This window comes from Barrientosiimonas humi, from assembly GCF_006716095.1.
Lineage (GTDB): Bacteria > Actinomycetota > Actinomycetes > Actinomycetales > Dermatophilaceae > Barrientosiimonas > Barrientosiimonas humi.
Window position 1 is genome coordinate 3,291,424 of record NZ_VFOK01000001.1, and the last position, 11,878, is coordinate 3,303,301.

Annotated in this window: 9 protein-coding genes; 4 read left to right on the forward strand and 5 right to left on the reverse strand. The window is 72.8% G+C overall.

Going from position 1 to position 11,878, the window contains the following annotated elements:
- Nucleotides 1-33 precede the first annotated feature (33 nt).
- The 4 genes from catC to FB554_RS15305 are packed head-to-tail and all read right to left on the reverse strand — an operon-like array spanning nucleotide 34 to nucleotide 3,231.
- Nucleotides 34-315, reverse strand: a complete 282-nt coding sequence (catC, locus tag FB554_RS15290) for a muconolactone Delta-isomerase (protein ID WP_142007237.1) — start codon at nucleotides 313-315, stop codon at nucleotides 34-36.
- A 6-nt stretch (nucleotides 316-321) separates the two neighbouring features.
- Entirely contained in the window at nucleotides 322-1,179 is an 858-nt protein-coding gene (gene catA / locus FB554_RS15295; RefSeq protein ID WP_142007238.1) for a catechol 1,2-dioxygenase, read from the reverse strand.
- Nucleotides 1,180-1,219: 40 nt separating this feature from the next.
- On the reverse strand, nucleotides 1,220-2,323 hold the full coding sequence (locus FB554_RS15300) for a mandelate racemase/muconate lactonizing enzyme family protein (RefSeq protein WP_142007239.1): 1,104 nt from the start codon (nucleotides 2,321-2,323) through the stop codon (nucleotides 1,220-1,222).
- Nucleotides 2,320-3,231 carry a LysR substrate-binding domain-containing protein gene (locus FB554_RS15305; protein WP_142007240.1) on the reverse strand — a complete coding sequence of 304 codons (912 nt, stop codon included), beginning with the start codon at nucleotides 3,229-3,231 and terminating at the stop codon, nucleotides 2,320-2,322. The genes FB554_RS15300 and FB554_RS15305 overlap by 4 nt, the downstream gene beginning before the upstream one ends.
- 213 nt (nucleotides 3,232-3,444) lie before the next feature.
- On the opposite strand from FB554_RS15305, the gene benA reads away from it, so the two are divergent.
- From benA to FB554_RS15325, 4 genes are all read left to right on the forward strand, one after another.
- On the forward strand, nucleotides 3,445-4,824 hold the full coding sequence (benA, locus tag FB554_RS15310) for a benzoate 1,2-dioxygenase large subunit (RefSeq protein ID WP_142007241.1): 1,380 nt from the start codon (nucleotides 3,445-3,447) through the stop codon (nucleotides 4,822-4,824).
- Entirely contained in the window at nucleotides 4,821-5,378 is a 558-nt protein-coding gene (gene benB / locus FB554_RS15315; RefSeq protein ID WP_142007242.1) for a benzoate 1,2-dioxygenase small subunit, read from the forward strand. The genes benA and benB overlap by 4 nt, the downstream gene beginning before the upstream one ends.
- An 18-nt stretch (nucleotides 5,379-5,396) precedes the next feature.
- Entirely contained in the window at nucleotides 5,397-8,186 is a 2,790-nt protein-coding gene (gene benC / locus FB554_RS15320; protein WP_142007243.1) for a benzoate 1,2-dioxygenase electron transfer component BenC, read from the forward strand.
- A 64-nt stretch (nucleotides 8,187-8,250) separates the two neighbouring features.
- The gene (locus FB554_RS15325) at nucleotides 8,251-11,052 is read left to right on the forward strand and encodes a helix-turn-helix transcriptional regulator (protein ID WP_211344620.1); all 2,802 of its coding nucleotides are present in this window, start codon (nucleotides 8,251-8,253) and stop codon (nucleotides 11,050-11,052) included.
- 157 nt (nucleotides 11,053-11,209) lie between these two features.
- On the opposite strand, the gene FB554_RS15330 is transcribed toward FB554_RS15325, so the two are convergent.
- Nucleotides 11,210-11,878: a 3-oxoacid CoA-transferase subunit B gene (locus FB554_RS15330; protein ID WP_142007244.1), complete on the reverse strand. Its 669-nt coding sequence runs from the start codon at nucleotides 11,876-11,878 to the stop codon at nucleotides 11,210-11,212.

Genomic DNA, 11,878 nt, shown 5'->3' on the forward strand with positions numbered 1-11,878 from the left:
CGACGCCGGCGCACCTCGCGCCGGCGACCCCACTCACGCGCGGATGTCGCTGGGGTGGGTGGCGAGCGGCGTGACGTGGATGTCCATGTAGGGGAACAGCGGCAGCCCCGAGATCAGCTGGTGCAGCTCGTCGCCCGACTCGACGTCGAAGACCGAGAAGTTGGCGTACTCCCCGGCGATGCGCCAGATGTGCGGCCACCGCCCGTCGCGCTGCAGCTCCTGGCTGTAGGCCTTCTCCCGGGCGAGCAGGGCATCCCGCTCGCCCGGGTCGAGGTCTGCCGGAAGACGGACATCCATCCGGACGTGGAACAGCATCGGCGCTCAGGCCGCCTTCGTCTCGGGGTCGAGCACGAAGTCGTACGAGATCGTCTGGTGCTCGCCCGCGTCCTGCGGGTCGAGCATCAGCTCGGGCTTGACCGCCGAGGCGATGTCGTCGTCGTTGTGCTCGTCGCCGGGGAAGTACAGCTGCGCGGTGAGCAGCTCGTGCCCGGGGGCGGAGGCCTTGACGTGGATGTGCGCGGGGCGCCACGCGTGCCAGCCGGCGGCGGCGATGAGCTTGCCGCAGGAGCCGTCGGTGGGGATCTGGTAGGGCGCCGGCCGGATCGTGGTGATCTCGAAGTCGCCGTTCTCGTCGGTGGTGAACGAGGCCCGCAGGTTCCACTCGGGGATGTCCGGCGCGAACTGGGAGTAGAGCCCGTCGTTGTCGGCGTGCCACACCTCGACCTTGGCGCCGGCGAGCGGGGAGCCGTCGGTGGAGGTGACCTTGCCGGTCCAGACCAGCGGCGTGCCGGTCTCGCCGTCGCGCATCGGGAGGCTGCCGCGGGCGCCCTGGTCGGGCGAGTCGGGCACGTAGTAGGGGCCCTCGATCGTGCCCTTGTTGCCCTCGCGGTGCTCGGTCGCGACCTCCTCGACGACGTGCTCGATCCACACGTCGAGGAACAGCGGCCACTCGCCGTCCTCGCCGACGCTGATCAGCCACGACTTGAGCGCGTTGTACTCGTCGTAGGTGACCTTGTGGCGGCGGATGGTGTCGTGCACCGCCCCGACGACCTCGCGCGCGAGCAGGTCGACCCGCTCGGGGTCGGCGCTCGCGCCGGCCTTCTTGTCGCTGCGGAACCGCTCGGTGGCCGAGGCCCCCGACGAGGCGGCGCTGGGGGCCTGGGTCTGTTCCTGCGTCATGGCGTTCTCCTTCATTCCTGGTGGGTGAGTGGGGTGCGCGTCACCGGTCGGACCGGTAGCGCTGGAGCTTGTCGGGGTCGATCTCGACGCCCAGGCCGGGACCGGGCCGCACGGTCAGCACGCCCTCGCGGATCTGCAGCGGCTCGGTGAGCAGGTCGTCGCTCATGTCGAGGAAGTTGGACAGCTCGCCGGCGCGTGCGGCGGTGAGCCGGAAGGCCGCGCCGAACGCGACCGTGCAGACCGTGCCGAGCTGGCTGTCGATCTGGTTGCCCATGACTGATTCCACCCCCAGCGACTCCGCGAGGTGGTGCACTCGCGCGGATCGGGTGAACCCCGTGCGGGCGGTCTTGATCGACAGGGCGGTGGCCGAGCCGGCGAGCAGCTCGCGCACGGCGTCGGCCGGCGTCACCGCCGACTCGTCGGCGATGAACGGCACGTCGCACTGCTGCACCAGCCAGTGGCGGCCGAGCACGTCGTCGGCGGGGCACAGCTCCTCGGCGAACAGCAGCCCCAGGTCGGCCATCTCGCGCATCGCGCGCGCGGAGTCGGCGGCCGACCAGCCGCGGTTGCCGTCGACATAGAGCTCGACGTCGTCGCCCAGGTGCTCGCGCAGCGCGCGCACCACGGCGACGTCGAGGCGATAGGGGTTGCGGCCGACCTTCACCTTGAACGTGCCGATGCCGTACGTCTGTCGCACCCGCTGCGCCTCGGTCACCATCGCCTCGGGCGAGTCGAACCCCAGCATGTGCGACACGCGCATGCGGTCGGTGAACCCGCCGAGCAGCTCGGTCACGGGCAGGCCGACGGTGCGGCCCAGCGCGTCCCAGATGGCCATGTCGACGGCCGACTTGGCGGCCGGGTTGCCGACCGTGCGGGACATCCGCGCGTCGACCTGCTCGCGCTCGACCAGCCGGGTGCCGACGACCTGCGGGGCGAACAGCTCGGTCACCGCGGCCACCACGCTGCGCTGCGTCTCGCCGTAGGTGAACGGGCGCGGCGGGGCGTCGGCGATCCCGACCACGCCGTCGTCGGTGTGCACCCGCACCAGCACGTGCTCGGCGGTCGACACCTCGCCGCTCGCGAAGCGCAGCGGCTTGCGGTAGGGGATGGCGTAGGGGATCGCCTCGACGGCGGTGATCTTCATCGTGGGGCTCCCGTGGCGGAGGGGCGGTCGGTGAGGATGCCGGCGGCGTCGAGCACCCCGACGACCTGCTCGACCAGGGCCGAGGCCGGCTCGTGCCAGGCCAGCGCGAGCTCGACGGCGCCGGCGTCGGTGACGTCGTGGAACGTCACGCCCTCGAGCGGGAGGGCCCGGGCCGACTCGGGCACCAGCCCGATGCCGAGCCCGGCCGCGACCAGCGCGAGCAGCACGGCGGTTCCGGGGGCCAGGTGGCTGCGCCGCGGCGTGAATCCTGCTGCGCGAGCTGCGCGTTGGATGGCCTCGTTGACCGCGGAGTCCTTGCTGGCGTACAGCACGAAGCCCTCGGTGCGCAGGTCGGCCATCGCGATCTCCGGCTCGTCGACGAGGCGGTGGTCGCTGGGGAGCGCCAGCACGAGCGGCTCGACGGCGATGGCGCGCACGGCGGTGTCGTCGCCGGTGGCCGGCGGGCGCAGCACGGCCAGGTCGAGCCGGCCTTCGCTCAGCCCCTCGCACAGCTGCGGGGTGAGCTGGTCGGCGTGCACCTCGAGGTCGATGTCGGGCAGGTCGCGCTCGATCGCCCGGGCGATGGCGGGCAGCTGGGAGAACACGGCCGTCCCGGTGAACCCGATGCGCGCCAGGCCCCGGCGCCCCGCGGAGATGCGTTGCACGCCGGTGGCGCTGGCGTCGACGGCGTCGAGGATGCGGCGGGCCTCCTCCAGGAGGTACTCCCCGGCCGGGGTCAGCGAGACCTGCCGGGTGGTGCGCGTGAAAAGCGTTGCGCCCAGGTGGGACTCGAGCTGTCGCACGCTCTGGGAGAGGGCGGGCTGGGCCATGTGCAGGCGCTCGGCGGCGCGGCCGAAGTGGCAGGTCTCGGCGACGGCCACGAAGTAGCGCAGGTGTCGCAGCTCCACGGCGGCCTCCTTCCCGACGGGCCCCGAGGGCGGGGCGATCGATTCACGGTAGGTACGGATATTGATTCATCACAAGGACTCATTTGGCGCTGATTGATCGACACAGACGATGGATGGATGTCCGGGTCAGGACTGGGCAGGTGCCCGGTGCGCCGGTCCGGGCGGCGCTGCGAGCGTGGTCCAGATCACAGGCACGAGGCACCTGGAGGAGCCATGACCCAGTCGCTGGACCACCTGGAAGAGGTGCTGGCCAACGCCGTCGTCGACGACGCCGAGGCCGGCGTCTACCGCGCTAACCGGCGGATCTTCACCGACGAGGAGCTCTTCGAGCTGGAGATGAAGCACATCTTCGAGGGCAACTGGCTCTACCTCGCGCACGAGAGCCAGGTGCCGGAACCAGGGGACTACTTCACGACGTACATGGGGCGCCAGCCGGTCGTGATCACCCGCGACAAGAGCGGCGAGCTGCACCTGCTGATCAACGCCTGCGCCCACCGCGGCGCGATGATCTGCCGGCGCAAGACCGACAACCGCACCACCCTCACCTGCCCGTTCCACGGGTGGACGTTCCGCAACGACGGCACGCTGCTGAAGGTCAAGGACCCCGACGGCGCCGGCTACCCCGAGACGTTCGACACCGACGGCTCGCACAACATGACCAAGGTCGCGCGGTTCGACTCCTACCGCGGGTTCCTGTTCGGCAGCCTCAACGAGCACGTGCTGCCGCTGGAGGAGCACCTGGGCGACACCACGAAGGTCATCGACCTGCTCGTCGACCAGTCGCCCGACGGCCTGGAGGTGCTGCGCGGCTCCTCGACCTACACCTACGACGGCAACTGGAAGGTGCAGGCCGAGAACGGCGCCGACGGCTATCACGTGACCGCGACGCACTGGAACTACGCCGCCACCACCTCGCGCCGCGGCACCGGAGACTCGGCCAACGAGACCAAGACGCTGGACGCCGGCAGCTGGGGCAAGTCCGGCGGCGGCTACTGGTCCTACCCCAACGGCCACCTGTGCCTGTGGACCTGGGCCGGCAACCCCGAGGACCGCCCGCTGTGGGACCGCCTGGACCGGCTCAAGGAGCTCTACGGCGAGGCCAAGGGCGAGTTCATGGTCAAGGGCAGCCGCAACCTGTGCCTCTATCCGAACGTGTACCTGATGGACCAGTTCTCCACGCAGATCCGCCACTTCCGGCCGATCTCGCCGGAGCAGACCGAGGTCACGATCTACTGCATCGCACCCAAGGGCGAGAGCGCCGAGTCGCGCGCCTGGCGCATCCGGCAGTACGAGGACTTCTTCAACGCCTCGGGCATGGCCACGCCGGACGACCTGGAGGAGTTCCGCTCCTGCCAGCTGACCTTCCAGGCCTCGGCCGCCCCCTGGAACGACATGAGCCGGGGCGCCGTGCACTGGCTGTCCGGCCCCGACGAGGTGGCCACCAAGCTCGGCATGACCGGTGTGGTCTCGGCCGGGCTGAAGAACGAGGACGAGGGGCTCTACCCCGTGCAGCACGGCTACTGGCTGACGGTGATGCGCGAGGCGCTGGAGTCCGAGCGGCAGCACGAGGCGAGCGAAGGAGCGGCGTCATGACCACCACCGACCCGACCACGGACGTACGTCAGGAGCCGGCTGCGAGCGACGGCGCACCGCGAAAAGCCATCTCGCAGAACGACATCGAGCAGTTCCTCTATCGCGAGGCGCGCTACCTCGACGACCGCGAGTTCGAGAAGTGGCTCGAGTGCTACGCCGACGACTGCGAGTACTGGATGCCGGCGTGGGCCGACGACGACCGGCTCACCGACGACCCGCAGCAGGAGATCTCGCTGATCTACTACCCCAACAAGGGCGGGCTCGAGGACCGGATCTTCCGCATCCGCACCGAGCGGTCGAGCGCGACGTCGATCCCCGAGCCGCGCACCAACCACAACGTGAGCAACGTCGAGGTGATCGAGCGGCGCGGCGACGTGCTGGACGTGCGCTTCAACTGGCACACGATGTACTTCCGCTACAAGACCGTCGACCCCTACTACGGGACGACGTTCTGCACGATCGACTTCTCCGGGGAGTCGCCGCTGATCCGTCGCAAGACCGTGGTGCTGAAGAACGACTACATCCACCACGTCGTCGACGTCTACCACTTCTGATCGGGCCGGTGACCAGCCATGAGCCACCAGGTAGCGCTGTCCTTCGAGGACGGGGTGACGCGGTTCGTCACCTGCGCCGAGGACCAGACCGTCGCCGACGCGTCATACCGCGCCCGCATCAACATCCCGCTCGACTGCCGCGACGGCGCGTGCGGCACCTGCAAGGCGTTCTGCGAGTCGGGTGAGTACGACGGCGGCACCTACATCGACGACGCGCTCAGCGACGCCGAGGCCGAGGAGGGGTTCGTGCTGCCGTGCAGCATGAGGCCCCGCTCGGACCTGGTGCTGCAGATCGCCTCGACGTCGGCCGTCGCCAAGACCCAGGCCGCGAGCTACACCGGTGAGGTGACCCGGCTCGACCGGCTCTCCCCCACCACCGTCGCCCTGTCGCTGAAGATCCCCGACCGCGACAAGCTGACCTTCCTGCCCGGGCAGTACGTCAACATCGCCGTCCCCGGGACCGACCAGACCCGGTCGTACTCCTTCTCCAGCGCGCCCGGCGAGGACGAGCTGAGCTTCCTGGTGAAGATCACCCCCGGCGGCCTCATGTCGGATCACCTGACCGGCGTTGCGGCAGTAGGCGATTCGGTGACCTTCACCGGGCCGCTGGGCAGCTTCTTCCTGCGCGAGACCGCCCGGCCGGCGCTGCTGCTGGCCGGCGGCACCGGGCTGGCGCCGATCCTCGCGATCCTGCGCAAGCTGCGCGACGACGCCATCGAGCGACCGATCCACCTGATCTACGGCGTGAGCACCGACGACGACCTCGTCGAGCTCGACGCGATCGAGGAGCTCGCGGCGCAGCTGCCCGGGCTCACCTGGGACTACTGCGTCTCCGACCCCGGCAGCAGCGCGCCCAACAAGGGCTACGTGATGTCGCTGATCCAGCCCGAGCACCTGCACGAGGGCGACGTCGCGGTCTACCTGTGCGGCCCCCCGCCGATGGTCGAGTCGGTGCGTCAGCACTTCACCGACGCCGGCCTGACCCCCACCGGGTTCTACTACGAGAAGTTCGCGCTGTCGGCGGCAGACGCGGAGCCCGCTGAGCCGGTCGAGCCCTCCAAGCCGGTTGAGCCCTCCAAGTCGGTTGAGCCTGTCGAAACCCCCGCGCCCGAGCCGGTCGAGCCCGTCGAGACCCCCGCGCCGCTGCACCTGGTTCCCGACCCCGACCTCGCCCGGGAGGTGGCCCGGCAGCCGGTGTTCGTGCCGCGCGAGACCGCACCGCTCACGGTCCCGGCCGCGGGGCTGGACCGGTCCGCCGAGGCGACGCTGCTGCGTCAGGTCACCCGCCAGCGCGTCTACGCCGGCCGCGAGTCCGACCCTGCCGCAACGGTTTCCGCGGTCGACCTGGCACCCGACGACGAGCTGGTGCTCGCGCCGCAGGCACGCGAGGTGACCCGCCAGGTCGTCTTCCCCGAGCGCGTTGTCCAGCCCCTGGTGGCACCGCCCGTGGTGGCACCGCCCGCAGGGCCGGCCGTGGCGGACTCCCCGTCCGAGCCCGCGCCCGTGGCGCCGGACGCACCCGGCCAGCAGCCGGCGTACGAGATCGGCGAGGAGCACCCGTCGGTGCACGAGTCCGACGCGGTGTTCGAGGCGCGGCAGGCGCTGGAGCTCGGCGCGATCGAGCTGACGATCGGGCGGCTCGGGTCGCAGCAGCTCGCGGGATACCGCTTGCTGGCCGAGTCGACCCTGCCGTACGTCGACGCCGAGTCCGAGAGGTTCGTCGACGCGGGCGCCTACACCGAGTCCAACGCCGCGTTCCACGACTACCTGTTCGGTCAGACGCGCAACGAGCACCTGCTGCAGGCCTATCAGGCGCTCGGCGTGAAGGGGCACATGGACGCGGTGCTGCGCAACGCCACCTGGTGCCACCCGCGCTGCGCGACCGACCACGTCGAGATCGTCGACGCGTTCGAGGCCGGCGACCGCGAGGCTGCGCGGCGGCTGGTCGTCGAGCACGCCGAGCGGTCGAAGGTGACCATGCGGCGGGCGATGGCCGACGCGCAGCAGCGGCTGCGGCCGGCGCACGTCAGCCCGGGCCGGTTCGACGGCCTGGCGGTGCTGATCACCGGCGCCGCGCAGGGCATCGGCGAGGCCGTTGCGCGGCGGGTGAGCGCCGAGGGCGGCTCGGTCGTGCTCGCCGACCGCTCCGACTCGGTCGGCGGAATGGCCTCCGAGCTGGCCGCCGCAGGTCGCGAATCCCTCGCTGTCACAGCCGATCTGGAGACCTGGGAGGGTGCGGAGAAGGTGGTCGACCAGGCGCTCGCGAAGTTCGGCCGCATCGACGTGGCGATCCACACCGTCGGCGGGACGATCTGGGCGAAGCCGTTCACCGACTACCCGCCCGAGCAGGTCGAGGCCGAGATCTCGCGCTCGCTGTTCCCCACCCTGTGGGGCTGTCGGGCCGTCGCGCCGCACATGGTGGCGCGCGGGACGGGCACGATCGTCAACGTCTCCTCGGTCGCGACCCGCGGGCTGAACCGGGTGCCCTACGCCGCGGCCAAGGGCGGCGTCAACGCGATCACCACCTCGCTGGCGATGGAGCTGGCGCCGCATGGTGTCCGCGTCGTGGCGACCGCCCCCGGAGGCACCGAGGCGCCGCCGCGCCGGATCCCGCGCGGCCCGGCGCCGGAGAGCGACGAGGAGAAGCAGTGGTACCAGACGATCGTCGACCAGACCGTCGACTCCTCGCTGCTCAAGAGATACGGCACGCTCGACGAGCAGGCCGCCGCGATCTGCTTCGTCGCCTCGCCGGAAGCGTCCTACATCACGGGGACGGTGCTGCCGGTCGCCGGCGGCGACCTCGGGTGACCCCGGGCGAGCCCGTCGCGCGCGACCGGCCCCCGGGCGAGCCGAACCCTTCTACTGTGACGGCGTGACCGCGAGGGATCCGGTCGGACGTGACGCCGAGGTCGCGCAGCTGGTGGAGCTGGTCCGCCTGCCGCGCGACCGCGGCATGTCCGTCGCCCTGGTGACCGGTCCGCCGCGGGTGGGGCGCAGCACCGTGCTCGACGCCGTGGCCGCGCAGCACGACGGCCCGGTGCTCCGGGCGCACGGGCTGCCCTGGGAGAGCGCACGGCCCGGGGCCGTGCTGGACCAGCTGGTGGGCTCGGTCGGTCTCGACCTCGACACCGACGCAGACCCGATCGCCGCCGCGACGCGGCTGCGGGACGCCCTGGTGGCCGGCGACGCGGCGGGTGCGCCGGGTCGCGGTCCCTCGCCGGCCGACGACGCCGACGCGGCCGCCGGCGAGGATGCCGCGGTGCTCGTCGTGGTCGACGACCTCCACCGGGCCGACGCCGAGTCGCTGCAGGCGCTGGCGTCGCTGCGCCGGCACCACCCCGACGCTGCCGTGCGCCTGCTGCTGTCGATCCCGACCGGTGGCGCCTCGCACACCGAATCCGCTGCTGCCAGTGGGCTGCTCGCCGATCTCGCCGACCTGAGGATCGAGCTGGGGCCGCTCGACGCGGACGCGGTCGCCGCGCTCGCCGCGCGCCGTGGCATCGCCCTCGCTCCCTGGGCGGTCGAGCGGCTGCGCGCCCACACCGGCGGACGGCCCGGACCGATCGCGGCCCTGCTGGCCGAGTCCGAGCCCGCCACCTGGGCCGAGCCCGCGGGGGAGCTGCCGGCCCCGGCGGGCACGACCGCGGACGTACGTCGTCGGCTGGGTGACCTCGCTCCCCCGGCTCGGCGCCTCGTCGAGGCGGCCGGCGTGCTGCAGCCCGACGGCGGGCTGGCACTCACCGGGGAGCTGGCACAGGTCGACGACGTGTGGTCGGCGGTCGATGCGGCCGTGGCCAGCGGCCTGCTGCGCGTCGCCGGTCCGCCGGGTGCGCCCCGGGTGCGGCTGAGCGACCCGATGGTGGCCGCGGCGGTGCGCGCGCAGGTCGGCACCGCCGGGGTGCGTGCGCTGCACCTGCGCGCAGCAGAGCTGGTCGCCGACCCGGCCGACGCGCTCACCCACCGGGTCGCGGCCGCCGCCGGCCCCGACGACACGCTCGCGCACGAGCTCGACGACGCCGCCGAAACCTTTGCAGCACAAGGGGCTTGGGGTCGCACCGCGGCGCTGCTCGCCGACGCGAGCCGGCTGTCGTCCGGGCGGCGCGAGCGCGAGTCGCGGCTCACCCGCGCGGTCGACGCGCTCGTGGGCGCGGGTGACGTGCACGCCGCGCTGGCGCTGCTGCCCGAGGTCGAGAGCCTGCGCGAGACGCCGCTGCGCGACGCGGTGCTCGGCTATCTGGCCATCCTGCGCGGACGAGGTGTCGACGCGCACGCGCAGCTGGACCGCGCGTGGGCGATCGTCAACGCCGACCGCGAGCCGGCGACGGCTGCACTGATCAGCCAGCGGTTCGTCCTCGATGCGCTGTGCCGCGGGGCGTGGACCGAGCTGGTCACCTGGGCCGACCGGGCGGTGGCGCTGGGCGGCGCGGAGTCGGCCGAGGGCGTGGAGTCCGCAGCGATCCGCGGGCTGGGCCTGGTCGCGGGGGGCGAGATCGCGGAGGCGCGGAGGGCGTACGCCGGGCTGCGGGAGACCGTGCGGCACGGGGCGCAGGCCCAGCGGGTGCTCCTCGGCACCGGCTGGCTGCTACTGGCGACCGACGAGGTCGCGGCGGCGCGGGCGGCGCTGGAGCGGGCCGTGCCGCTCAGCCACCACGGCGGCTCGACGCGCATCTCGCTGTGGGCGCGGGCCTGGCTGGCGCGGGCGCAGTTCCGCAGCGGCGACTGGGACGAGGCGGTGCGCACGGCCACCGAGGGGCTCGACCTGGTCGACGCCTCGGGCATCGTGCTAACCCGTCCGCTGCTCGGGTGGACGCTGGTGCAGGTGCACACCCTGCGCGGTGACGACGAGGCCGCCCTGCACGCGCTGCGCGGCACGGAGTCGGCGCCGCAGGACTACGCGACGATGCGGGTGCCCACGCTGCTGGCCCGGGCAGCCCTCGCCGAGGCACGGTCGGACCACGAGGGGGTGGTCGCGGCGCTCACGCCGCTCACTGATCCCCTGCTGGCAGAGGCCGTCTCGGAGCCGGGGTACTGGCCGTGGGTCGAGCCGCTGGTGTCGGCCCTGGTGGGCCTGGGGCGGCTCGCGGAGGCGTCGGACCTGCTGACCGCGACCGAGGAGCGGGTGGGCGCGCGCGGCGGCCCGCCCTCGGCGGTGGCGCGGCTGGCGCGCGCCCGGGGCCGGCTGGAGGCGGCGCGCGGCAACGGCAACCTCGCCGCCGCGCGAGAGGCCTTCGAGACTGCGCTCGAGCAGCTGGCGGGCACCCCGCTGCGGGTCGAGCGCGCGCACACCCTGTTCGCTTTCGGGCAGGTGCTGCGCCGTGCGGGCAAGCGCGGCGACGCCGACCCGCTGCTGACCGCGGCGCGCGACGGCTATGCGGCGATCGGTGCGCGGGCCTGCGTCGAGCGGTGCGAGCGGGAGCTGCGCGCGGGCGGGGTGCGCGGCCGGTCGGGGCCCGAGGGCGCCCGGGCCGAGCGCGCGCCCACCGACCTCACCCCGCAGGAGCGGGCCGTGGCCGACCTGGTCGCGCAGGGCAGGTCCAACCGGGAGGCCGCCGACGTGCTCTTCCTGTCGACCAAGACGGTGCAGTACCACCTGACCCGCATCTACGCGAAGCTCGGCGTCCGCTCGCGCACCGAGCTCGCGGCGCAGTGGGACCCGACGACTGAGCACCCCTGACGACGGACCGGCACAACCCCGCCGCAGACCCCCGGATCGAGGGTTCTCGGGTCCTTGTGCCGGCCCGTCGTCCGGATCGCGCCCGGGCATGGTGAAACGGTCGTCCGCCGGAAGGTGCGCCCGGGCGCACCTTCCGGCGGAGGACCGCTGGGGCGGGTCAGGCTCGCGCGGCTGTGGGCGCGGGCGCGGCGGGCGCGGACTCGACCAGGTCCGCGCCCGTCGCGTCGCACACCTGCGCGGCGGTGACGCCCGGCGCCAGCTCCACGAGCGCGAACGCGTCACCGGTCACGTCGAGCACGGCCAGGTCGGTGATCACCCGCGACACGACGCCGCGGCCGGTGATCGGGAGGGTGCACTCCGCCAGCAGCTTGGGGTCGCCCTTCCTGGTGACGTGCTCCATCAGCACGATCACCCGGCGGGCGCCGCTGACCAGGTCCATCGCGCCGCCCATGCCCTTGACCATCGCGCCGGGCACCATCCAGTTCGCGAGGTCGCCGGCGGCCGACACCTGCATCCCGCCGAGCACGGCGGTGTCGATGTGGCTGCCGCGGATCATCGCGAAGCTGGTCGAGGAGTCGAAGAACGACGCCCCCGGCAGCACGGTCACGGTCTGCTTCCCGGCGTTGATCAGGTCGGGGTCGACCTCGTCCTCGAACGGGAACGGGCCGACGCCGAGGATGCCGTTCTCGGCGTGCAGCGTGACGGTGGAGCCCATCGGCAGGTGGTCGGGGATGAGGGTGGGCAGACCGATGCCGAGGTTGACGTACTCCCCCGCCTGCAGCTCCAGCGCCGCGCGCGCGGCCATCTCGTCTCGGGTCCAGGCCAT

Bases quoted from the DNA above. Each gene is read 5' to 3' on its own strand.
- FB554_RS15330 (WP_142007244.1), bottom strand. From the start codon at position 11,878: ATGGCCTGGACCCGAGACGAGATGGCCGCGCGCGCGGCGCTGGAGCTG.
- catA (WP_142007238.1), bottom strand. From the start codon at position 1,179: ATGACGCAGGAACAGACCCAGGCCCCCAGCGCCGCCTCGTCGGGGGCC.
- benB (WP_142007242.1), top strand. From the start codon at position 4,821: ATGACCACCACCGACCCGACCACGGACGTACGTCAGGAGCCGGCTGCG.
- catC (WP_142007237.1), bottom strand. From the start codon at position 315: ATGCTGTTCCACGTCCGGATGGATGTCCGTCTTCCGGCAGACCTCGAC.
- benA (WP_142007241.1), top strand. From the start codon at position 3,445: ATGACCCAGTCGCTGGACCACCTGGAAGAGGTGCTGGCCAACGCCGTC.
- FB554_RS15300 (WP_142007239.1), bottom strand. From the start codon at position 2,323: ATGAAGATCACCGCCGTCGAGGCGATCCCCTACGCCATCCCCTACCGC.
- benC (WP_142007243.1), top strand. From the start codon at position 5,397: ATGAGCCACCAGGTAGCGCTGTCCTTCGAGGACGGGGTGACGCGGTTC.